Below are 22,122 nucleotides of genomic sequence, written 5' to 3' on the forward strand. Positions count from 1 at the left end.
AATGATGTTTGCTGATGTGTAACATTGGCGCACGCTTGCTATCTCTACGGTCCTTCAAACAAGGAGGATCGTAAAATGAAAGCTAACTCAGTTGTACTGGCCCTGACCCCGCTGCTGGCCGCCAGCGCTTTTTCCGCCCATGCAGGACCGCAAGCCCAGGCGGTATGCGGTTACAGCCACACTCTTGGCGACGACGCGATTATGATGTTCGGTATGCCAAACCAGGCGATGTGGCATGATTTCTTCGGCAATACCCACACCGACGCGGTCTCAACTTATCAAACCCTGCGCGCGCAGCCGGAAACCACCTGTGATAACAAGGCCGATAGTTCCGCCTATTGGGCGCCGTCAATGAAGTTGCCGGATGGACAAATTGTCACTCCGGCTTATCAGAAAACCTATTACCAGGCGACCAAAGTCGAACAGTATCCGCTGCATCCTTTCCCGTCGGGGTTAGAGCTGCTGGCTGGCGACCACCACGGCTCCGCGCCGAGCTCACGGATAACCTTCCTGTGCGCCAACGGTAAAGGCTATAGCAACAAGGCAGGTGAGGTTTGCGGCCTACGTAAAGCGGGCGACGCGGTGCAGTTTAATATCGGTATTCAGTTCCCCAACTGCTGGGATGGCGTCAACCTGAAGCCGAGCCACGGTCACAGCAACGCCGCCTATGATGTCAACGGCGCCTGCCCGGCCGACTATCCGGTAAAAATCCCGACGGTTAATATGAATATCGCCTACGTGCTGCCGCAGATTAAATCACTGGACACGGCAAAAATTGAGCTGTCGATGGACCCGGTTATGAAGGGCGATAAACGTGAAGAGAAGTGGGGCAGCATCTATACTGCCCATGCTGATTTCATGAACGGCTGGACGGTCGAGGGCGCGCACTTCATGACCGAACACTGTATGAATGAAGGCATGGATTGCGGGACCAACGTGCCTTATAGCTTCTCGCTGGCGGAAGAAAACGCGGTGGTCGAGAGCGCGCAGCCGAATGTTAACTTCGGGGCGCCTGGAGCGCTGCAGATTTCCGATAACTGGAAGAACGGTGGCCGTACCAGCAACCCGGAAACCCTGACCCTGGTGAAGTTTAAAATCCCGGCGCTGCCGAAAGATCAGGATGCGTCGCTGTTTAAATATCGCCTGCGTCTGTACGGCGGCAAAGTGGAAACTAACGGCGCGGACCAGATCTTCTTCTACCCGGCCAGTAATGACTGGAGCGCGGCGAGCGTGACCTGGAAGCATCGGCCGGCCTGCAGCTACAACTCTGATGCTCAACTGTATCTCAATTCATCTCGTGAGTATCGGATGGTGGATATCGATAAAGCAGTGCGTAAGGCGCTGGCGGAAGGGAAAACCGAGATCTCCTGGTACATCGGCGGCGACCGTCAGGGCAACCACTATCAGTTTGACGCCGCAGCGGCGCAGAAGCAGCCGATCCTGATGCTGGTTGGCTTTAAAACCACCCCGGAAATTTAATTTCCAATAAAGGTAAGCTATTCCCGGTGGCCGTGTCGCCACCGGGTTTGTGACTTACAACACTTTAAAGCCGTGGGTACCATCGCGCGCTAACTGTTCCACCAGGCCATACTCCCAGTCGAGATAAGCCTGCATTGCCTCAGCGGAGTTATCGGTTCCTTCATAAGGCCGTCGATAGCGATCGCCGCGCGGCGTTGCCAGATGCGTCTCGCCCTGTTCCAGCGCCAGCCCGGCATCAATCCACGCCAGCGTCCCGCCGCTTAACAGTTGTACCGGCTTACCGGTCAATGCCGCGACTTCAGGTACGGCATAGCGGGCCAGCAGGCTGCTGCCGCAGGTGACAACGTAACGTTTTGCGGAAGGAATGCGTTCAAGCGCCTGACGCAGCTGTGAACGCGCCAGCCACCAGGCGCCGGGGATATGCCGCGCGACATAGTTCGCGCTGGTGGTGAAATCCAGTACCACGGTGCCGGGTTCACGCAATTGTTCCGCTAACTGCGCTGGGGTTATCTCCTCAGCCTGCGGCGCCGGCGGTACGCTGGCGGGCGGAACGCCGCGTTCGCTCAATTGCTCCACGCGGACATCGCGTAAAACCGCCACTTCCCAGCCCATCTGCGCTAACCAGGACGCTGCTATCGGCGCGCGTATCTCATCATCGGAGACCAGCACAATCCGTGCTCCGCGTACGCTGGCATAATGATCGGTTTCCTGCACCAGCTGGCCGCCGGGCGCATTCACGCTGTGCGGCAGATGGCCTGCGGCATACTCCTCGGGGCTGCGAACATCAAACAGATAGGTGGTGCGGCTCGGCTGCTGTTGCCAGCGGGCTAAAGTCGGGGCATCAATGAAGGCCACGCCAGCGCGCTCGGCCAACTGCGTCACCGCAGCCACGCGCTGCGCTGAGGCGCGGAAATCGGCGTCGTAGCGACGCTGTTGGCCGTGCTCGAGTTCCAGTCCGGCTAAGGTCCAGCCGATGGTACCGTTGCGCAGTGCGTATACCGGATTGGCTAAGCCGGCATTGCGCAGCGATTGGGTACCGACAATGCTGCGGGTACGGCCGGCGCAGTTAACGATCACTGTCGTTTGCGCCGACGGCAGTAGGCCTTCGATGCGTAACGCCAGCTCCCCGCCGGGCACGCTGATGCTGCCGGGAATATTCATCGTTTGATACTCATCGAAACGCCGCGCGTCGACCACCACGACCGGCTGGGGACCCTCGATCAGCGCCTTCACTTCCTCGGCGCTCAACGAGGGCGTCTGGCGCTCGCTCTCTACCAGCTCGCCGAACGCTTTGCTCGGTGAGTTAACGTCCTGAAAGAGCTCGCCGCCACTGCGCTTCCAGCCCGTCAGGCCGCCAGCCAGTAGCGCGACATCCTGATAGCCCCAGCGTTGCAGCCGTTCAAGGGCCTGCTCCGCGAGACCTTCGCCGTTATCGTAGAGGGTAATCGGCGTCGTCAGGCGCGGCACGCGGCGAAAAATCTCCAGCTCCAGCTTGCTGAGCGGCAAATTAGCGGCAAACAGCGGATGGTGAGTGGCAAATGCGGCCTCTTCGCGAACATCGATGAGCGCCACTTCCGCGCCATCGATCAGCGCCTGGCGCACCTCGGCTGGCTGGCGGTAATTGTAGTCAGGCATATTCATTATCCTTTGAGAGATCCCAGATATTGGGCAAGTGACGGTTGGAGTAACCGGAGACGAAAGGTTTGGCGATCCCATCCGCGGTATAAACAGCACGCCGGACGCTGCCGATGTTAGCGCCGTAGACGTGAATACTGATTGAGACGTGGTCCGCGAGCGCATTACTCACCCGATGAATATCGCCATCGCGGGATGAGACTTTTTCCACCTTGCCGGGTGAAAGCCGTTCAGCAGGGCCAGTGGCGATCGGCAAACCGCGTTCGTCGAGTCGGTAGCGCTGGTTCTCCTCCGCGCCGCGCAACATACCGATGGCTCCCCAGACCCGATGGTCATGAATCGGCGTCGATTGCCCCGGCCCCCAGACGAAGCTGACAATCGAAAAACGTTGGCCGGAATCGGCATGCAGCAAATACTGCTGATAGTGATGGGGATGCGGCAGGGTGTACTCTTCCGGCAACCAGTCGTCTTTTTGCACCAGCGCAGCCAGGCGCTCGGCGACGGCGTCGAGCAGGGTGGCCTCATCGGTAAACTGGCGATGCAGAGCATCAAGGTCTTGAATAAACTGGCGTAATTTTTCCACTCGCGGTGCAGTCATGGTGGTTTCCTGTTGTCGGGACTGGTCATTACGCTAGCAAAGGCGTTAATATAATTAAAATGCAATTTCCGCATATATTAATATGCAAAAATCACATTAAGGATTGTATGCGTATCGATGACATTGATGCTCTGCTGGCTACCGTGCAGTTTTCCTCTCTGAATCAGGCGGCGGAATACCTTGGCATTACCCAATCGGCCATTACCCGTCGGCTTCAGCGTCTGGAGCAAACCCTCAATGTGACGCTGCTGGAGCGCCAGACCCGGCCCCTGACGCTCACCGCCGCCGGACATCGGGTGTATGAGCAGTGCCTGAGCATTAAGCGGGAAACCAAAAAGCTGTACGGTCTGCTTGACCCGGAGGCGGAACCGCAGGGCGTTCTGCGACTCGGCGTGCCGCAGAGCGTGGCGGAAATCGCCCTCCAGCCGGCGCTGAGCGCGCTACGCCAGCAGTTCCCGGCCCTTGAGCCGCAGGTGACCTGTGGCTGGAGCGGGCTGCTGCAAAAAAGGCTGGAGAGCGTCGAACTGGATGGCGTGTTGGCGATGGGACCACAACAGCAGCGCTTTGCTGACGGCTACAGCGGAAGGCTGCTGTGTCCGCTGGATATTGTGGTCATCGCGGCGAAAAGCTGGCGACTGCACGCCGGGGCGCTGCGCGACTGTGCGCAGCGAGGCTGGGTACTGAATCCCGACGGCTGCGGCCTGCGGGCCGGGCTAATCCGCGAACTGCAATCGCAGGGGCTGCGGCTTGCGCTGAACGTCGAGACCGCCGGCGCCCAGCTGCAAATCAGCCTGGTGGCGCAGGGACTGGGGCTTGGACTGGTGCCTCGCGCCGCGCTGGCCGCCAGCCCGTGGCGCGATGAAGTGGCCACGCTTGCGCTCGCGGATTTTCAGCCGGAAGTGCATCTGTGGCTGGTAAACGCGCAGAATCTGGCTAATCTGAGCCAGCCGCTGACTTTTTTTGCCGGAAAAATTGTGCAGAAACTTAACGCATCTGATTGAAAGATATCTATAAATTTTTAAATGCTTATTCTGCATATTAAGTTATGATAAAAATGCATTTCGCTCATTAAGGGCCTGTGTATAGGGTAATGAAAACGCGCCGCCGCCGCGGCCCATTCATTACCTTGCTACCAGGAGTTCTGTATGAGCATTCAGTTTCTCGGCATGATCGGCCACCGCCTGTCGTCAGAAACCATCGCCCCGGTAGGGCCGATTTTTGACCGTGATTATATTGTGCGCTTCGCGCAAACACATGAAGCCGCGGGGTTTGACCGTCTGCTGGTGGGGCATTGGTCCGATCAACCCGACGGCTTTTTGGTGACCGCGCTGGCGGGGTTGTCGACACAAAAGATAGCTTTCCTGCTGGCGCACCGCCCCGGTTTTGTCTCGCCAACTCTCGCCGCGCGTAAATTTGCCACTCTTGAACATCTGCTTGGCGGCCGGCTGGCGGTACATATTATCAGCGGCGGCAATGATGCCGAGCAGCGCCGTGACGGCGACTATCTCGACCACGACCAGCGCTATGCGCGCACCGACGCCTTCCTCGATACCATCCGCAAAGTCTGGACCGCCGAACAGCCGGTGGACATCGACAATGATTTTTATCAGGCGCAACAGGCGTGGTCGGCGATTCGCCCGCTGCAGAAACCGCATATTCCCCTCTATTTCGGTGGCTCGTCGGAGGCGGCAATTACGGTTGCCGGTAAACACGCTAACGTCTTCGCGCTATGGGGGGAGTCGCTGGCGCAGACTGCGGAAACTATCCAGCGGGTACGGGCCGAAGCGGCAAAACATCAGCGCGAGATCGGTTTCAGCGTGTCGTTCCGGCCGATTATCGCCGATAGCGAAGCGGAAGCCTGGGAGAAGGCCGAGCATATTCTGCATGTCGCCACCGAGCGGGCGGCGCAGAACGACGGGGGCTTTAAAGCCAAGCCCGATAGCGTTGGCGCGCAGCGTCTGCGGGCTACGGCGGCGCAGGGCAAGGTGGTGGATAAACGCCTGTGGACCGGCATCGCGCAGCTGGTGGGCGGCGGCCACAACTCTACCGCGCTGGTCGGTACGCCGGAGCAGGTTGCCGATGCGCTGCTCGACTACTACGACCTCGGCGTGCGTAACTTCCTGATCCGCGGATTCGATCCGCTGAACGATGCGCAGGAGTATGGCAAAGCGCTACTGCCGATTACCCGCGAAAAAGCCGCGCTGCGCGCCGTGGCGGAGCGTGCATCGTGAGTCATCGCCCAATCGCAGATTGGCCACGGCAGCTTGCCGAGATCCGCCAACTGATGGCGGAGGAGGCTGCCAGCCTTGATGCCAGCGGCGATTTTCCCCATCGCAATATTGACGTTCTGCGTCGACGCGGGTTTTTAAGCCTTGCCGTACCGCAGCAGTACGGCGGACCTGGTGCCAGTTTAGCCGAGCTGCAACAGGCTATCGCCGCCATCGCCTGGGGCGAACCGGCAACCGCGCTGATTGTCTGCATGCAGTATCTGCATCATCTGCGGCTGGCGGAAAATACGCACTGGGCAGAGCCGCTACGCCAGCGCGTATTTGATGATGCGCTCACAAACGGCGGGTTGATGAATAGCCTGCGCGTCGAACCGGATCTGGGCTCTCCGGCGCGCGGCGGCCTGCCGCAAACGATAGCCAGCCGTAACAGCCGGGGCTGGCTGATTAACGGCCACAAAATTTATACCACCGGTATCGAAGGATTGAGCTGGCTGGCGCTGTGGGCGCGCAGCGACGACAACCCGCCGCTGGTCGGTAGCTGGCTGGTTCCTGCCGACAGCGAGGGCATCAGCGTAGTGAAAAGCTGGGATCACCTCGGCATGCGGGCCACCGGCAGTCACGAGGTGGTGCTGAAAAACGTGCAGGTGTCCGCCGGGCACGCGGTAGACGTTTGGCCCACCGACGAGCCGCCCGCGCCGGACGCCGAACAATTTCATCTGTTTGCCAACCGTCATACGGCGCTACTGGCGGCGATTTACGACAGCGTGGCCCGCGCGGCGCGCGACTGGCTTGTCGCGTGGCTGGGTGCGCGGGTCCCCGGCAATCTTGGACAAGCGCTTTCCAGCCTGCCGCGGGTACAGGAAAAAGTGGGGCAGATAGAGGGGCTGCTGCTGGTTAACCGCGCGCTGCTGGAGAATGCCGCGGAGCTGGGCTTTTCCGCTATTGAGGCCAATCTGGCGAAAGTCACTATCACCGATAACGCCATTCAGGCGGTCAATCTGGCGCTTGAACTCACCGGCAATCATGGTTTAAGCCGGCAACATCCTCTGGAACGCCACTATCGCAACGTCCTGTGCGGGCGGGTACATACGCCGCAGAACGACAGCGCGTGGCAGGCGGCGGGTAAACACGCTTTTCAACAACAAGGATAATTCAGATGCGCATACCTCATTTTACCCGCATAGCCGGGGCGCTAATGCTATTGACGCTGAGCGGCTATGTTGCGGCTCAGGAAAGAATCACCCTGCGAATTGCCGATCAAAAAGGCGGCATGCGGTCGCAACTGGAAGCTGCTAACGCCTTGCAAAACCTCGCTTACGATATTAAATGGGCCGAGTTTCCTGCCGCCGCGCCGCTGGCTGAAGCGCTCAACGCCGGCGCGGTTGACGTGGGGATTATCGGCGATGCGCCGCTGCTGTTCGCGCTGGCGAACGGCGCGCCGGTAAAAGCGATTGCCGTCGATAAGAGCAACCCGGCGGGGACCGCCGTGCTGGTGCCGCCCGGCAGCGCGTTAAAAAGCGCGTCGGATCTAAAAGGTAAACGCATTGCCACCGGTAAAGGATCGATTGGCCATTTTGTGGCGCTGAAAGCGCTGGAGCAGGCGGGTGTTTCGCCGAAGGATGTGCAGTGGGTATTCCTTGGCCCGGTGGATGCGAAAGTCGCGCTGCTTAACGGTTCGGTGGATGCCTGGGCGACCTGGGAGCCCTATACCACGCAGTTGGTGAAAACCGCCGAAGGGCAGATTCTGGTGAGCGGCAAAGGGCTGCTGCCGGGTAATACCTTCCTGGCCGCCACCGATAATGCGTTGAAGGATCCGCAAAAGCGCGCGGCGCTTCAGGATTATCTCACCCGACTGGCCGGCGCCGAGCGTTGGGCTTATGCCAATCTCGATAGCTATGGCAAAACGCTGGGGGAGATCATTCGCTTCCCGGCGGAGATCGCCCGCGCGCAGTTTGCCAACCGCCAGTCGCAGTGGCAGCGGCTGGACGCGCCGACGGTCGCCCAGCAGCAGTCGACGGCGGACTTTTATCTTGCTAACGGCCTCATTCGCGCAAAGCTCGATGTAACGCCGACATTCGATAACGGCTTTAACGTGCCGGTCACGCCGGTTCATGCGGAGGCGGCGCCATGATGACCACACGTTTTACCCGTCGTCGTTTCTTACAGTTTACCGGTGGCCTGGCGCTGGCCGGGACGTCTGTGCCGCTATGGGCTCACGATATGGCGGAGATGGCGAGCGGCGATGAACATCCGGCGCTGCGTCTGGCGCAGCCTTACAAAATCAAGCTGGCGATTAACAAAAGCGCGGTGTGCCTGGCGCCGGTCGCCGTCGCGGAGCAGCAGAAGATTTTCAGTAAATATAATCTCGACGTGGAGTTTGTTAACTTCGGTAACTCGACGGATGTCCTGCTGGAAGCGATTGCCACCGGCAAGGCCGACGCCGGGGTAGGCATGGCGCTACGCTGGCTGAAGGCGCTGGAGCAGGGCTTTGACGTCAAACTTACCGCCGGAACGCACGGCGGTTGCCTGAATCTGCTGACAGCCAAAAACTCGCCTTTTGGCGCGCTGGAGAGTCTGAAAGGGCAAACCATTGGCGTTACCGATATGGCCGGGCCGGATAAAAACTTCTTCGCCATCTTGCTGAAACGCCACGGCATCGACCCGATAAGCGATGTGCAGTGGAAAGTCTATCCGGCAGACCTGCTCAGCGTGGCGTTGGATAAGCGCGAAATCGCCGCCATTAGCGGCAGCGAGCCCTTTAGCTATCGCCTGCTGGAAACCGGGAAATATCAGCTAATCGCCAGCAATATGACCGGCGATTACGCCAATCTGAGCTGCTGCGTGCTGGGCGTCAGCGGCACCCTTGCGCGCGATCATAAACCGGCGGCCGCCGCGCTTACCCAGGCGATTCTGGAAGCGCACAGCTATGCCGCCGCGCATCCGGAAAGCGTGGCGCAATCTTTTCTCGCCCATGCGCTAAATACCAACGAAGCGGAGGTGAGCGGCATTCTTCACGGCCAGGGGCACGGCCATCATGCGGTGGGCGAGGCTTTTGTTAAAGAGCTGACGCAGTATGCCGTGGATCTTCAGCGGGTACAGGTCATCAAACCGGGAACCGATCCTCATCAGTTTGCGGAGAGTATTTATGTCAACGTTTTCGCCTGATCGCGCGCTCGCCCGACCGGGGCTCGGCGCTCTGCTCTGGACGGAGGGCGGGCTTGCCGCCGCGCTATGGCTGCTGGGCGGCCTGTTCACGCAGGCCTGGCCCGATGCCGGGCGGCGTTGGCCCTTTAGCGAGGAGTGGGCGCTGGCGCAGTTCACTCTCGGCGGCGGACTGCTGTTACTGACGCTGAGTTACCGTTACTGGCGCCAGCGGGGCGCGCGTTTGCAGCGTGCCGGAAAATGGCTGGCGCTGCTGCCGGTGCTCTTCGCGCTATGGGAAGGGCTGACGGCCAAAACGGCGTTTTTGCCGGTGCCGTTTTTCGCTCCGCCGCAGGCGCTGGTTGAAGTGCTGCACGATGACTGGCCGCGGCTGCTTGATAGCCTGCTGCATTCGCTGGGGCTACTCGGGCTCGGGGTTCTGCTTGGCACCAGCTGCGGGTTTATCAGCGGGCTGGCGATTGGCTGGTCTCAGCGTATTAGTTATTGGGTACATCCGGTTTTACGCCTGCTGGGGCCGGTGCCTTCCACCGCGCTGCTGCCGCTATGCCTGTTTATCTTTCCTTCAAGCTTCGGCGCTAGCGTGTTTTTGATCGCGCTCAGCACCTGGTTCCCGGTCACGGTATTGACCTGGTCCGGGGTCATCGGTATCGATAAAGCGTGGTATGACGTGGCGCGAACGCTGGGAGCCAGCCAGCGATTTCTGATCCTGCGCGTGGCGATCCCCGCCGCGCTGCCGAACGTGTTTGTCGGCTTGTTTATGGGGCTTGGCGCGTCGTTTTCGGTGCTGATTGTCGCCGAAATGGTCGGCGTCAAATCCGGGATCGGTTTTTATCTGCAATGGGCGCAGGGCTGGGCGGCCTATCCGAATATGTACGCGGCGCTATTCGTGATGGCGTTGTTATGTTCCGGCCTGATTAGCGGGCTATTTATGATTCGCGATCGGCTGTTGAGCTGGCAGCGCGGAGGGATGCAATGGTAAGTGCCGAGACAATTTCGACCGGTGCGGCGGTGGCGGTACGTCATCTTCATCATGCTTTTACATTGGGCAAACAGACGGTGCCGGTGCTGGACAATATCAGCCTGCAGCTGCGGCCAGGGGAGAGTGTCGCCCTGCTTGGCCCCTCAGGCTGCGGTAAATCGACGCTGCTGCGCCTGCTGGCGGGGCTGGAGCCACAGCAAAGCGGGCATATTGAGATTGACGATGCGGCGATGGGCGGGCCGGGGCCGGAACGGATCCTGGTTTTCCAGGACCCGACGCTTTATCCGTGGCTGACGGTGCGGCAGAACGTGCTGCTGGGGCCGCAGGCGCAGGGGAAAAAGGGGCTGGAGCCGAAGGCCGACGCGCTGATTTCGCGCATCGGGCTGCAGGCGTTCAGCGAGGCGTGGCCGCGGCAGCTTTCCGGCGGGATGGCGCAGCGTGCGGCGCTGGCGCGCGCGTTGCTGAATGAACCGCGTCTACTGCTGCTTGATGAGCCGCTGGGTAAGCTGGATTCGCTTACCCGCATCAGCATGCAGCGCGAGCTGATTGCGCTGTGGCAGCAGCAGGGTTATACCAGCCTGCTGGTCACTCACGATATTGAAGAAGCGTTGCTGCTTTGCGAGAGAGTACTGGTGATGTCGCCGCGGCCGGGGCGCATTATCGCTGAATTTACGCTTCCTCTGGCGTTTCCCCGCCATCGCGACAATCCACTGTTATTGCAGCATCGGCAGGATATTTTGCGTATCCTCGGCCAGGAAGAGGATTGGTAAGCCAGGTGCGTTATCCGGTATTTTTCCCGCAGCAGGGGCTGGGGAGAAGTAGCCCGGATAAGGCGCAGCGCGCCGCTATCCGGGGCAGGGCAAGGCTTAAAAATCCATTTTCACCGTAAACTGCACTTCACGCGAGTCGCCAATCTGGTTGCCGAGATTATTGGTGCCGATTGACGAGGTGTAATAGGTCTTATCGAACAGGTTCTTCACATTCATCTGTAGCGTTACCGGATACTGCAGCTTCATTTTATAGGCCGCGAAGACGTCGGCCACCGCATAGCCCTGCAGATAATAATCCGCGCCGTTGGTGCCGGACCGTTTGCTGACCGCGTGGCCGCCGCCGCCAAGGGTCAGGGTGTTGCTGTTATAGACGTTATGAATGTCATAGGTCAGGAACAGCGAACCGGTATGTTTTGGCACGTTCGGTAGCGGTTTACCGGCATAATCGGGATCTTCCAGCACTTTGGCATCGGTATAGCCGTAGCTGGCGATGACGCTGAGGTTATCGGTGAGCGAGCCCGCCAGATCCACCTCCACACCGCGCGAGCGAACCTTACCCGCGGTCTTCGACACCGTCTCGTCGCCAATACTTTCGGTATACAGCACGTTACGTTTATGAATATCAAATAACGCGATATTGGCGGTAATACCCTCTAAAAGGTCGAATTTTGCGCCGACTTCGTAAGAGGTGGACTCTTCCGGCGGCAGTTCGCCGATATAGCTGGCAATCGACGACTGCGGCATAAACGACTGGGCGACGTTAGCAAACAGCGACACGTTTGGCGTTACCTTGTAAACCAGCCCAGCCTTCGGCGTCCATTTCTCATCGCGGCTATCGGTATTGACGTTAAACGGACGGCCTTTACCGGCGTACTGGGTGTAATACTGGTAGCGTACGCCGGCCACGGCAATCCAGTTGTCGGTCAGATACAGGGCGTCCTGGAGATAGGTCGCATAGCTCTCCTGCTTGATGCGCTGATCGCTATCGGCAGTGGAAACGGTATTACAGGTATCAAGAGTGCCGTAAACCGGATGATAAATATTAAAGCCTTTCACGTTCTTACAACGCAGCATATCGGTACGCAGCAGATCGTAATTCTCATAGGCGACGCCGGTCAGCAGTTCATTATAAAAGCCGCCGATGACCACATTGCCTTGTAGATCGGCGCGGGTGGAATGCATCTTTTGCGTCGAGCCGTGCGTGCCGTCGACCCGGCGGGTCAGGTTGCCGGTCGCAGAATCATAGGCCATTACCCTGGCCTGGTTATCGTTGTAGTGATCCTGGCTGTAACTGTAATCAAAGCGCGCGGTCCAGGCGCTGTTAAGACGGTACTCGGCATTCAGTTGGGCAATATCGGAATAACCATCGGTGATATTAAAGGCTTCATCGAAACGGGTTTTACGATCGACGTTGACCGCGTGGCCGGTATCGAGGTCGAAAATGGTGCCGCGGTCAAAGGGGGCGCTGTAATCGCGATGTGAATACGAAGCGGTAATGGTCGCGCTATCGCCAAACCAGCTCAGGGAAGGGGCGATAAAGCTGCTTTTGTTCTTGCCGAAATTACGCCAGTAATCTTCATTTTGATATTCGCCGATCAGTCGATAGGCCAGACGAGTTCCTTCTATCGGTCCGGTCACGTCGAAGCTACCCGTGCCGCCGCCAAAACTGCTGGAGGTGGCGGAAACCGAACCAGAGAACTGACGCTCGGGGCGTTTGGTGACCACGTTAATCAGCCCGCCGGGGTCGAGAATACCGTACAGCGTCGAGGCCGGGCCTTTCAGGACTTCAACCCGCTCGGTAGCGGCGTTAAAGCTGCGCGGCAAAACGGTACGCAGGCCGTTGGTCATGATAGAACCGTCGCGATTGGCGCCGAAGCCGCGGCGGGTAAAGGCATCCTGGGTACCGCCGAGGGTATTGGTCTGCACTACGTTGGCGACGTTATACAATGCTTCATCCAGCGAGGTAGCGTGCTGATCTTCCAGCACCCGGTCGCTGACGGTATTCACCACCTGCGGAATATCCAGCAGCGGCATTGAGGTCAATGTCGCCGTGGACGAACTCAGCGGCTGATAACCGCTGGTGGCGTTCTGCTGGCGGCCGTCAGCCACCACGGTAATAGTGTCCTCAACATCCTTTGTATTCTTTGCCGCGTTATTTTCTGCGGCCATTAATCCCGGTGAGGCTAAAAAAAGAAGCGAAAAAAGCGCGCGCCCTTGCAATGTCCTGCAGGCGACATGGGGTTGAGTCATTATCTGTTTCTCGTGAACGAATCTGCCTTTGCGGTCAGATAAAGCCAATAAAATCATTGCCCTGAAAATAAAACCTATCTGTTAAGCGTCTGAACGCGCCTTCAGATATGTAATTGAGAATCATTCAAACACGAAGAAATGTAGTAGTAAATGTTATGTAAGATAAAAAATCATCGCAGAAGAAAAGCGCGATTTCGCAGCCTGTAGTAGGCGGTAAGATGCTATTATTTTATTGATTATAAACACTATTCATAAAATTCATTTTGTCTCTTCACGAGATGGTCAACGTGAAGGAAGCAACATGAAGCACAGTATTGACTACTACATTCATCCCCTTCATGATCAAAAGAGAATGAGATTTATTTTGATTTGACTGCAGAACGTCGAGGGCTGATGCCGGAACGCTGCGGCGCAGGAGCGAGTTATGCCACAGCGGGTAAACCCTGCAGAAAAGGGGATCGTCCTGGAATCCCTGTCGGCCGGATATGGCCAGACGCTTATCGTCGATGACATTAACCTGACGATCCCCAGCGGTAAAATGACGGTGCTTGCCGGGGCTAACGGCTCAGGCAAATCAACGCTGTTATCGACCATCGCCCGGATGCTAAAACCGCTCGGCGGCTGCGTCCGTCTGGACGGAAAGGCCATCCACGACATGCCGACCAAAACGGTTTCCCGCCAGTTGGGGATCCTGCCGCAATCGCCGCTGACGCCGGAAGGGCTCACGGTGTTTGAACTGGTATCGCGCGGGCGCTACCCGTGGCAGGGGCTGATGCGCCAGTGGTCTGCAGCCGATGAACAGGCGGTGGAAGAGGCGCTGCTATTAACCGGCACCGCCGAATTCGCCCATCTGGCGGTCGATAGCCTTTCCGGCGGCCAACGTCAGCGCTGCTGGATAGCGATGGCGCTGGCCCAGCAGACGACAACCATATTACTGGATGAGCCGACCACCTGGCTCGACCTGCGCTATCAGGTCGAAATTCTTGAACTTCTGCAAAGCCTGACCCGCGAACATGGCCGCACGGTAGTGACGGTGCTTCACGACCTGAACTTTGCGGTGAACTATGCCGACCTGCTGGTATTTCTCAAAAAGGGGCGGATAGCCGGGACCATTTCAGAACAGGAAATCTGCAGCCCCGAACTGATTAAAAACGTCTTTGATGTTGATGTGCAGATGTCAATCAATCCGCAAACCGGCAAACCTTTCTTTATGCCGTTTCGCGCACCCCAGGCCGTTGCCCGATGAGCGCCGCCGTGCTGTACGCCACGCGGCGTCGTACTCGTCCGCGGTTGGCCATGCTGCTATTAACCCTGATGCTAATCGCCGGTTCGCTGATTCATCTTGGTTTAGGCGCCCGCTGGATCGCGCCGCAGACGGTCCTGCAGGCGCTGATCGAGTACGACCCGTGGAACTTCGATCACCGTATTATTGTTGATTTACGTCTGGTTCGGCTGGCAGCGGCGCTGTTGACCGGCGCGGCGCTTGGCGTTGCCGGGGTGCTGCTGCAGACGGTGATCCGCAACCCGCTTGGCGAGCCGCATATCCTTGGGCTCAACGCCGGGGCCTCGTTGGCGGTGGTCGCGACCTCGGCGCTGGGCCTCTCTGTCGGCGATTTTCCGGCAGCTCGCCCGCTAACCGCCGCCTGTGGCGCGGCGCTACTGTTCGGCGGGGTAATGGCGCTGGCCTCTGCCGGGCGCGGCGGGGCGACGCCGCTGCGCATTACGCTATGCGGCGTGGCGATCTCGGCGTTTGCCTCGGCGGTGACGGCGGCGATATTAATACTTGACGAACAAACGCTGCTGGCGATGCGCACCTGGCTTGCTGGCGATCTGGCCGGGTTGAACTGGGCTACCCTACAGGCGGCGCTGGTGCCGGCGCTGTCTGGCATGGGACTGGCGCTGCTCCTCGCGCCACGTCTGAACGTGCTGGCGCTGGGCGATAAAGTGGCGCTGGGGCTGGGGGTGAATCTGGTGCAGACCCGGCTGCTGGGGCTGGCCGCTATTGCGTTGCTGTGCGGCGCGGCGGTGGCGGTCGCCGGACCAATAGGGTTCGTCGGGCTGGTGGTGCCACATGTGGTGCGCCGTCTGATAACGCAAGATATTCGTCTGGCGTTACCGCTGGCGGCGCCGGTAGGGGCGCTGGTGCTGGTGCTGGCGGATATCGCCGCCCGCACGATCGTCGCCCCGCAGGAACTGGCGACCGGCGCGATGACCGCGCTGGTGGGCGCGCCGCTCTTTATCTTTATTGCCGCGAGGTTTTTTAAATGAAACGCGCCGTTCATCGCGCCGGATTTCGGCCTCTGGCGATGGGTTCAACCCGCCTATTGTTACGTCCGGCGGCATTAAAAATTGCCGCCTTCATCCTGTTCATTTTGCTGACGCTGGGGCTCTACAGCCTCAGCCGCGGCAGCTTCCCGCTGCCGTCTTCGACATGGGCGCGTGCGCTGCTGGCGCCGGAGCAGATTGGCGAGCAGCAACGCTTTATCCTGTTTGACATTCGCCTGCCGCGAATTTTGATGGCGCTGCTGTGCGGCGCCATGCTTGGCCTGGCGGGGGCGGCGATGCAGAGCATTACCCGTAACGGCCTGGCGGACCCCGGCCTTATTGGCGTCAAAGAGGGAGCCTGCATTGTGGTACTGGCGCTAATTCTGTTTTTCCCGGCCATAGGGCTGGCGTGGCGGCCGCTGGCAGGAATGCTCGGCGGCGTGCTGGTGGCGCTGTTGGTGCTGGCGCTGGCGCGCGATTGTTCACGTCCGCGCTTTATTCTGATTGGCATCGGCGTGTCATGGACGCTGGCGGCGGCGGTTGGCATTTTTATGACCACCGCTGACGTACGCGATGTACAGACGGCGATGATCTGGCTCTCCGGCAGCCTGCACGCGGCGACCTGGCCGCTGCTGGCGGTGGCGTTTTGCTGGGCGCTGCCTGGCGCATTGATTCTGTTCTGCACCGCCCGCGCGGCGGATGTGGCGCTGCTGGGCGATCGTACTGCCATCGGTCTTGGCGTGCGTTTGCCCCAGCTCACGCTACTGCGTTTCTTCGCCCCCGTGCTGCTGACCTCTGCCAGCGTTTCCTGCGTTGGCAGTCTGGGTTTTGTCGGTCTGATGGCGCCGCATATGGCGCGCTTCGTCCTGCGCGGCGGTCAGGTGGCGCTACTCTGCGGCAGCGCGCTGATTGGCGCGTTGCTGGTGCTGGCAACCGATACGCTGGGGCGGCTGGCGTTTGCGCCGCTGCAGATCCCGGCGGGGATTGTTATTGCTCTGGTGGGGTGCCCATTTTTTATTGTTCTGCTTTGGCGTCGCCGTGACGCCCTGTAAATCAAAAAGGATTGTTATGCGTTGGTTCGTTTCTCTGCTGGTGCTGTGCGCGGGCGCTGCCGCGGCTGTCGATTCGCAAACCTTCACCGACGATTTAGGTCGTACGGTGACCGTACCGCTGCATCCGCAGCGTATCGTTTCGATGCACGATCTCGATATTACCATCCCGCTAATTGAGCTTGGGGTACCGCCGGTGGCCAGCCATGGCCGCACGCGCCCGGACGGCAGCCACTACCTACGTTCCAGCGCCCAACTGACCGGCGTCGATTTCGACAATAGCGAGATCCGCTTTATTGGCACCGCCGATATTGACCTTGAAGCCGTGGCCGCGGCGAAGCCGGATCTGATTATTACCGAGCCCAGCCGCCATGTCTCGGTGGAGCAACTGGCGAAAATCGCGCCGACGGTCAGTATCGATCACCTGCAAGGCAGCGCGCCGCGGATTTACCGCAAACTGGCGCAGCTCACCGGCAGCCAGGCGCGGCTGGCGGTGCTTGAACGTCGTTATCAGGAACAAATTAAACAGCTAAAGGCCACGGTCGATCCGCAGCAGTATCGCGTGTCGGTGATTCAGGCGAATAACGGCAAGGTGACGGTACACCACTCCTATCACGCGCTGGGGCGAGTTTTGCGTGACGCCGGGTTCCGTTTCCCGCCGTTGATCGACAAGATCCCCGATGGCCAGCGGATCGACGTCAGCGCCGAGCAGCTACCGGAACTGGATGCCGATTTTGTCTTCGCGACCTGGCGTTCGGACACCGGCGGTAAGCCGCAGGATGAGCTAAAGGCCATGGAGGCGGTAATGCCCGGCTGGTGTGACTTTATGCGCGCCTGCCGCACCGGCCGCTATATTTTGTTGCCGCGCGAAGAGGTTATTTCTAATTCGTACGCCGCATTGACGCTGATGGTTGCTCAGGTGCAGTCGCACATCGTCGGGCGGCCGATTCCGGCGGGGGCGAAATGAAAGCGGGAGTGAAAAAAGAGAAGGGCAGAGTCGATCTGTTTGGCGAGCGTTTTCGCGCCCGCGCGCATCAGCTTTCGCCCCGTTTACGCGAAGTGGCAAACTACATTAATGATAATCGCGAGGTGGTACTGGAACGCACGGCGATGGAGATCGCCACCGCTACTCACACCTCCGATGCCACCGTGGTGAGGGCAATTCAGGCATTGGGTTTTGCCGGGCTACGCGAGTTAAAAGAGACCATGGCGCGCTGGTTCGGGCCGTCAGCGACCTCGTCGGAAAAGATGCGCTCGACGGTGGGGGCACTCTCCTGTGATGTCAATTCCAGCATCGATTTTGTGCTCGATGGGCATCAGCGCGCCTGTGAGGTGCTATCGCGTGCGGATAATCGCGCGGCGGTAGCCCAGGCGGTGGCGCTGCTGGGCGATGCGCGTCAGGTGGCGATATTTGGCATCGGGGCGTCGGGGATCCTCGCCGAGTACACCGCGCGTCTGTTTAATCGTATTGGCTTACCTGCCTGTACCCTCAACCGTACCGGCTTCAGTCTTGCTGAGCAGTTGATTAGCCTGCAGCGCGGCGACGTGCTGATTATGATGGGGCAAAAATCACCGCACCGGGAGGGCATGACCACGTTGCGCGAGGCGCAGCGGCTGGGGATCCCGACGATATTACTCACCCAGGCGCTGGATTCGCGCTTCAGCCAACTGGCACAGGTGGTGATTGATGTTCCGCGCGGCGGCGATAACGGGCGAGTGCCGCTGCACGGTACGGTGCTGATTTGCCTTGAGATGATCGTGCTGTCCGTTGCCTCGACTACGCCGCAAAAGACGGTCAAATCAATGAAGCGAATCAATGAATTGCATCGAGCCATTGGCAAATCAGGTGGTCAACGCGGTTGAACAAAAGATAATTCGCTATCCCGATGCTTTCCGGTTGCATGCTATGCTAAGTATGTGTATTTTTATGCAAAATAAATGCATAAAAAGGATATCTCATGGTCAAGAATTTGCTCAAAGCGTGTTTCATGATGGCCGCGCTGGCGGCAGCCGGACAGGCGGCTGCGGAAACCTATAGCGTCGGCTCCGGCGGCACCTATCGTCCCTTTGAATTCGAAAATAGCCAAAAGCAGCTGGAAGGCTTTGATATCGATATCATTAAAGCGATCGCCAGGGCCGAAGGTTTTGACGTCAAATTGGTCAACACCCCCTGGGAGGGCATTTTCGCCACTCTGGGTACCGGCGATCGCGACATTATCATCTCGGGTATTACCATCACCGATAAACGCAAACAGATGGTGGATTTCTCCGCGCCGTACTTCCCGGCCGAGCAGTCGATTGTGGTGCCGCAAGGTTCAAAAGTGAACTCGCTGGCGGCGTTAAAAAACGAAAAAGTCGGCGTGGTGAACTCCAGCACTGGCGATATTGTGGTTTCGCAGGAACTGGGTAAAAACAGCACCTCCATTAAGCGCTTCGACAATACGCCACTCATGCTGCAGGAGCTGTTTGAAGACGGCGTCAGCGCCGCGGTAGGCGACGTTGGGGTGGTTAAATACTACATCAAGCAGCACCCGGAAAAGCAGTTCAAGCTGGTGCCTGACGCTAAATTTGAGCGCCAGTATTTCGGCATCGCCGTCGCTAAAGGTAACAGTGAACTGCTGGGCAAAATCAACGCCGGTTTGCAGAAAATCGTTGCCGACGGCACCTACGCCAAAATCTATAAAACCTGGTTCGATGACAACGTACCGACGCTGCCTGCGCAATAACACGAATTTTCAGTGACCGCGGCTGTCGCTCAGGCGATGGCCGTATTTTTTAGGGAAGGACTATGACGGGATTCCGTTGGGAGATCATCGAGGAATATGGCCCGCTGTTTATGGACGGCGCCTTGATGACGATTAAATGTACCATTGTCTGCGTGATCCTCGGGACGTTGTGGGGGTTAACGCTTGGACTGGGGCGGATGGCGAAGGCCGAGCACGGGCCATGGAAATATATTCTGCGTTATCTGGTGCAGTTTCCGGTGCGCTTCTACGTCAGCGCCTTCCGCGGTACGCCGCTGTTTGTGCAGATCATGGTGGTCCACTTTGCGCTGGTGCCGCTGTTTATTAACCCGCGCGACGGCCTGCTGGTCACCAGCGGGATAATGAGCGCCGATTTCGCCCGCGAACTGCGTTCTAACTACGGCGCGTTCCTCTCCTGTATCGTGGCGATTACCCTTAACGCCGGCGCCTACGTGTCGGAGATTTTCCGCGCTGGCATCCAGTCTATCGATAAAGGGCAGATGGAAGCTTCGCGCGCGCTGGGTATGCCGTGGTGGAAAACCATGCGTAAAGTGATCCTGCCGCAGGCATTTCGCCGCATTCTGCCGCCGCTTGGCAACAACGCTATCGCTATTGTTAAAGACTCATCGCTGGCCTCGGCGATTGGGCTTGCCGATCTGGCCTACGCGGCGCGAACCGTCTCCGGCGCGTACGCCACCTACTGGGAGCCCTACCTGACGATCTCGCTGGTTTATTGGGTGATTACCTTCCTGCTGGCGCAGCTGGTTAACCGTCTGGAAAAGAGGTTTGGCAAAAGTGATTCACATTAATAATTTACATAAGCGCTTTGGCGATAGCCACGTGCTGCGCGGCATCAGTTGCGATATTAAACCGCAGGAAGTGGTGTGCATTATCGGGCCCTCCGGCTCCGGCAAAAGCACCTTTCTGCGCTGTATGAATGCGCTGGAAACCGTGAGCGAAGGCGAAGTGGTGGTCAACGGCTTTGCCGCCCATGACCGGACGACCGACCTCAACAAGATGCGTGAAAGCGTTGGCATGGTGTTCCAGCGCTTTAACCTGTTCCCGCATATGACGGTGCTGGAAAACCTGCTGATGGCGCCGATGAATTTGCGCAACATGCCGCGCCAACAGGCGGTCGACCTGGCGGAGGCCTTGCTGGCGAAGGTGGGACTCAGCGATAAGCGTGACGCCTGGCCTTCCAGCCTCTCCGGCGGTCAGCAGCAGCGGGTAGCGATTGCCCGTGCGCTGGCAATGAAGCCATCGATCATGCTGTTTGATGAGCCCACGTCAGCGCTGGATCCGGAACTGGTAGGGGATGTGCTGGAAGTGATGAAAAATCTCGCCAGCGAAGGGATGACGATGGTGATCGTGACCCACGAAATGGGCTTTGCCCGCGAAGTGGCCGACCGGGTGATTTTCATCGATCAGGGGGTGATTCAGGAAGAGGGTAAACCGTCGCAGATCTTTAGCGCGCCGACCAATCCGCGCACCGCCGCCTTCCTCAGTAAGGTGCTGTAGCCATAAGCAAAACGGGCAGGTGGAGTCCTGCCTGCCCGTTATCAACAACCTCCGCTATTGCGCGGTCTCGGTAGCCTCTTCCATGTCTTCTTCCTGCTCATTGGCGAGCAGCGTTTTTTCATTCTTGCTAAGGCACTGGATTAGCAGGAACAGCACGCCGCTGGCGAACAGGGTGATGATCAAGCCGTCATAGCCGGAGACGCCAATCAGCATGCCGCTGACAATCGGCCCGGCCACGCTACCGGCGGACCAGAAAAAGCCAAACAGGGCGTTAATCATGATGAGCTTTTGCCCACTAAAGGTTTTCCCCGCCCGCACCAGCGACAGGGTGTAAAGCGCGCCCGCCGCGGCGCCGAGCAGCAGGCAGATAGCCATCAGCTGTACGCGCGAGGCGAGCATAAACGGCAGCGCCAGTAGCGACAGGCTAAAGACAACCGCGCAGATAAGATGCACGCGACGGATGCCGAAGCGGTCGGCAACCCAGCCCAGCGGCGCCTGGAACATAGCGTCGCCGGTGAGGACGACGGTGACCAGCAGTACCGCCATCGTTTCATTTAAACCTTTATCGATGCCGTACAGCGGCAGTAGCGCGAGAATACTGGCGTCGAAGAAGGCAAAGCAGAATACCCCAGAGGCCAGCACCGGTAGAAACGCCCCCAGGCTGCGCCAGCTGGCGCGCTCGGCAAGGCTTTCGCGACTGCCGCGCGGCAGATGACGCAGCATTAGCAGGCAAACGGCGGTAATGGCGACAATGGCCATCAGCGCCGCGTGTTGCCAGGCGGGGCCGACGGAGATAAGCAGCGGGCCGGCGAGCTGGCAGCCGGTAAAGGCCGAGGCATAGATGCCGGTGAGAGTAGCGCGATTACTGCCCGCCGCGCCGCCGGTTATCCAGCTTTCCCCCAATACGATAATGACGCCGGAGGCGAGTCCGGTCAGCAGACGCGGCACCAGCAACAGCGTCATGTCGGTGGTCATGCAGGAGGCGATGGTCGCCAACGCCAGCAGGATCAGGCTAACGCTGAGCAACGCGCCCATTTCAAAACGACGGCACAGCGCGGGAGAAAGAAAAGAAGAGAGCATCATTCCAGCGGGCGGCAGCGCGGCCAGCAGGCCGACATAAAGCGGAGCAACTTGCTGCTGCGCCAGCTCGAGGCTGATTAATGGCACCGTATAGCCGGTGATAAATCCCACAAGTGAAGCGGCCATGATCATCGCCAGCGTGGGGGCCAGGCGATTCTGGTCTGGGTTAAACATTGTATTCCCGATAACGGAAGGTTGCAGGTGGATAATCCGGCAAGACGCCGACCAGTCTGCATGATAATTAATCAGCTGACGGAAGTCACCGCTGAAACAGCTACTATTTTTGATATCGATAAAACGATCCGCTGGTGAATAGACAAAAATCATCATCGCTGAAGTTGTCAGCCGCGGGGGCGAAAGGATAT

At 58.9% G+C, this 22,122-nt stretch carries 17 protein-coding genes and 3 pseudogenes; 16 read left to right on the top strand and 4 right to left on the bottom strand.

What is annotated here, in order from left to right:
- Positions 1-75 precede the first annotated feature (75 nt).
- Complete coding sequence (locus EAE_RS17525) at positions 76-1,479, top strand: CBM96 family carbohydrate-binding protein (RefSeq protein WP_015705141.1); 1,404 nt, start codon at positions 76-78, stop codon at positions 1,477-1,479.
- Between the two features lie 54 nt (positions 1,480-1,533).
- Here the strand turns inward: EAE_RS17525 and EAE_RS17530 are convergent, their stop codons facing one another.
- Together EAE_RS17530 and EAE_RS17535 are read right to left on the bottom strand one after the other, a co-directional pair.
- A complete protein-coding gene (locus EAE_RS17530) occupies positions 1,534-3,114 on the bottom strand; it encodes a rhodanese homology domain-containing protein (RefSeq protein WP_015705142.1) in 1,581 nt (526 codons plus the stop codon).
- Entirely contained in the window at positions 3,107-3,712 is a 606-nt protein-coding gene (locus EAE_RS17535) for a cysteine dioxygenase family protein (protein WP_015705143.1), read from the bottom strand. The genes EAE_RS17530 and EAE_RS17535 overlap by 8 nt, the downstream gene beginning before the upstream one ends.
- A gap of 107 nt (positions 3,713-3,819) precedes the next feature.
- On the opposite strand from EAE_RS17535, the gene EAE_RS17540 reads away from it, so the two are divergent.
- The 7 genes and pseudogenes from EAE_RS17540 to EAE_RS17570 all read left to right on the top strand — a co-directional run bounded on the left by EAE_RS17540 (position 3,820) and on the right by EAE_RS17570 (position 10,851).
- Entirely contained in the window at positions 3,820-4,713 is an 894-nt protein-coding gene (locus tag EAE_RS17540; protein WP_015705144.1) for a LysR family transcriptional regulator, read from the top strand.
- 144 nt (positions 4,714-4,857) lie between these two features.
- A pseudogene (locus EAE_RS17545) lies at positions 4,858-5,950 on the top strand (LLM class flavin-dependent oxidoreductase); the annotation flags it as partial.
- Positions 5,951-5,996: 46 nt separating this feature from the next.
- Positions 5,997-7,091 carry an acyl-CoA dehydrogenase family protein gene (locus EAE_RS17550; protein WP_045367034.1) on the top strand — a complete coding sequence of 365 codons (1,095 nt, stop codon included), beginning with the start codon at positions 5,997-5,999 and terminating at the stop codon, positions 7,089-7,091.
- 5 nt (positions 7,092-7,096) lie between these two features.
- On the top strand, positions 7,097-8,071 hold the full coding sequence (locus EAE_RS17555; RefSeq protein ID WP_015705147.1) for an ABC transporter substrate-binding protein: 975 nt from the start codon (positions 7,097-7,099) through the stop codon (positions 8,069-8,071).
- Positions 8,068-9,105: an ABC transporter substrate-binding protein gene (locus EAE_RS17560; protein WP_015705148.1), complete on the top strand. Its 1,038-nt coding sequence runs from the start codon at positions 8,068-8,070 to the stop codon at positions 9,103-9,105. Before EAE_RS17555 ends, EAE_RS17560 begins: the two co-directional genes overlap by 4 nt.
- Positions 9,086-10,081: an ABC transporter permease gene (locus EAE_RS17565; RefSeq protein ID WP_015705149.1), complete on the top strand. Its 996-nt coding sequence runs from the start codon at positions 9,086-9,088 to the stop codon at positions 10,079-10,081. Before EAE_RS17560 ends, EAE_RS17565 begins: the two co-directional genes overlap by 20 nt.
- Positions 10,075-10,851, top strand: coding sequence for an ABC transporter ATP-binding protein (locus EAE_RS17570; protein ID WP_015705150.1), 777 nt, complete (start codon positions 10,075-10,077; stop codon positions 10,849-10,851). The genes EAE_RS17565 and EAE_RS17570 overlap by 7 nt, the downstream gene beginning before the upstream one ends.
- 96 nt (positions 10,852-10,947) lie before the next feature.
- Here the strand turns inward: EAE_RS17570 and EAE_RS17575 are convergent, their stop codons facing one another.
- The gene (locus tag EAE_RS17575; RefSeq protein ID WP_015705151.1) at positions 10,948-13,020 is read right to left on the bottom strand and encodes a TonB-dependent siderophore receptor; all 2,073 of its coding nucleotides are present in this window, start codon (positions 13,018-13,020) and stop codon (positions 10,948-10,950) included.
- Positions 13,021-13,525: 505 nt separating this feature from the next.
- Here EAE_RS17575 and EAE_RS17580 point away from each other — a divergent pair.
- The 8 genes and pseudogenes from EAE_RS17580 (at position 13,526) to EAE_RS17615 (ending at position 20,677) form a co-directional block, all read left to right on the top strand.
- Complete coding sequence (locus tag EAE_RS17580; protein WP_015705152.1) at positions 13,526-14,347, top strand: ABC transporter ATP-binding protein; 822 nt, start codon at positions 13,526-13,528, stop codon at positions 14,345-14,347.
- Positions 14,344-15,369 carry a FecCD family ABC transporter permease gene (locus EAE_RS17585; RefSeq protein ID WP_015705153.1) on the top strand — a complete coding sequence of 342 codons (1,026 nt, stop codon included), beginning with the start codon at positions 14,344-14,346 and terminating at the stop codon, positions 15,367-15,369. The genes EAE_RS17580 and EAE_RS17585 overlap by 4 nt, the downstream gene beginning before the upstream one ends.
- The gene (locus EAE_RS17590) at positions 15,366-16,418 is read left to right on the top strand and encodes a FecCD family ABC transporter permease (protein ID WP_015705154.1); all 1,053 of its coding nucleotides are present in this window, start codon (positions 15,366-15,368) and stop codon (positions 16,416-16,418) included. Before EAE_RS17585 ends, EAE_RS17590 begins: the two co-directional genes overlap by 4 nt.
- A gap of 11 nt (positions 16,419-16,429) precedes the next feature.
- Positions 16,430-17,382, top strand: a pseudogene (locus EAE_RS17595) (iron-siderophore ABC transporter substrate-binding protein).
- Positions 17,327-18,278, top strand: a pseudogene (locus EAE_RS17600) (MurR/RpiR family transcriptional regulator). The pseudogenes EAE_RS17595 and EAE_RS17600 overlap by 56 nt, the downstream one beginning before the upstream one ends.
- A gap of 95 nt (positions 18,279-18,373) precedes the next feature.
- Entirely contained in the window at positions 18,374-19,141 is a 768-nt protein-coding gene (locus tag EAE_RS17605; protein WP_015705157.1) for a basic amino acid ABC transporter substrate-binding protein, read from the top strand.
- A gap of 62 nt (positions 19,142-19,203) precedes the next feature.
- On the top strand, positions 19,204-19,968 hold the full coding sequence (locus EAE_RS17610; protein ID WP_015705158.1) for an amino acid ABC transporter permease: 765 nt from the start codon (positions 19,204-19,206) through the stop codon (positions 19,966-19,968).
- Positions 19,955-20,677 (top strand): amino acid ABC transporter ATP-binding protein, encoded by a 723-nt coding sequence (locus EAE_RS17615; RefSeq protein ID WP_015705159.1) that lies wholly within the window; start codon positions 19,955-19,957, stop codon positions 20,675-20,677. The genes EAE_RS17610 and EAE_RS17615 overlap by 14 nt, the downstream gene beginning before the upstream one ends.
- A gap of 54 nt (positions 20,678-20,731) precedes the next feature.
- On the opposite strand, the gene EAE_RS17620 is transcribed toward EAE_RS17615, so the two are convergent.
- On the bottom strand, positions 20,732-21,931 hold the full coding sequence (locus tag EAE_RS17620) for an MFS transporter (protein ID WP_026612337.1): 1,200 nt from the start codon (positions 21,929-21,931) through the stop codon (positions 20,732-20,734).
- Positions 21,932-22,122 lie beyond the last annotated feature (191 nt).

The sequence above is a fragment of the Klebsiella aerogenes KCTC 2190 genome, assembly GCF_000215745.1.
GTDB classification, from domain to species: Bacteria; Pseudomonadota; Gammaproteobacteria; order Enterobacterales; family Enterobacteriaceae; genus Klebsiella; species Klebsiella aerogenes.

Coding starts and splice junctions, on each gene's coding strand:
- EAE_RS17525 (WP_015705141.1), top strand. CDS start 76: ATGAAAGCTAACTCAGTTGTACTGGCCCTGACCCCGCTGCTGGCCGCC.
- EAE_RS17530 (WP_015705142.1), bottom strand. CDS start 3,114: ATGCCTGACTACAATTACCGCCAGCCAGCCGAGGTGCGCCAGGCGCTG.
- EAE_RS17535 (WP_015705143.1), bottom strand. CDS start 3,712: ATGACTGCACCGCGAGTGGAAAAATTACGCCAGTTTATTCAAGACCTT.
- EAE_RS17540 (WP_015705144.1), top strand. CDS start 3,820: ATGCGTATCGATGACATTGATGCTCTGCTGGCTACCGTGCAGTTTTCC.
- EAE_RS17550 (WP_045367034.1), top strand. CDS start 5,997: ATGGCGGAGGAGGCTGCCAGCCTTGATGCCAGCGGCGATTTTCCCCAT.
- EAE_RS17555 (WP_015705147.1), top strand. CDS start 7,097: ATGCGCATACCTCATTTTACCCGCATAGCCGGGGCGCTAATGCTATTG.
- EAE_RS17560 (WP_015705148.1), top strand. CDS start 8,068: ATGATGACCACACGTTTTACCCGTCGTCGTTTCTTACAGTTTACCGGT.
- EAE_RS17565 (WP_015705149.1), top strand. CDS start 9,086: ATGTCAACGTTTTCGCCTGATCGCGCGCTCGCCCGACCGGGGCTCGGC.
- EAE_RS17570 (WP_015705150.1), top strand. CDS start 10,075: ATGGTAAGTGCCGAGACAATTTCGACCGGTGCGGCGGTGGCGGTACGT.
- EAE_RS17575 (WP_015705151.1), bottom strand. CDS start 13,020: ATGGCCGCAGAAAATAACGCGGCAAAGAATACAAAGGATGTTGAGGAC.
- EAE_RS17580 (WP_015705152.1), top strand. CDS start 13,526: ATGCCACAGCGGGTAAACCCTGCAGAAAAGGGGATCGTCCTGGAATCC.
- EAE_RS17585 (WP_015705153.1), top strand. CDS start 14,344: ATGAGCGCCGCCGTGCTGTACGCCACGCGGCGTCGTACTCGTCCGCGG.
- EAE_RS17590 (WP_015705154.1), top strand. CDS start 15,366: ATGAAACGCGCCGTTCATCGCGCCGGATTTCGGCCTCTGGCGATGGGT.
- EAE_RS17605 (WP_015705157.1), top strand. CDS start 18,374: ATGGTCAAGAATTTGCTCAAAGCGTGTTTCATGATGGCCGCGCTGGCG.
- EAE_RS17610 (WP_015705158.1), top strand. CDS start 19,204: ATGACGGGATTCCGTTGGGAGATCATCGAGGAATATGGCCCGCTGTTT.
- EAE_RS17620 (WP_026612337.1), bottom strand. CDS start 21,931: ATGTTTAACCCAGACCAGAATCGCCTGGCCCCCACGCTGGCGATGATC.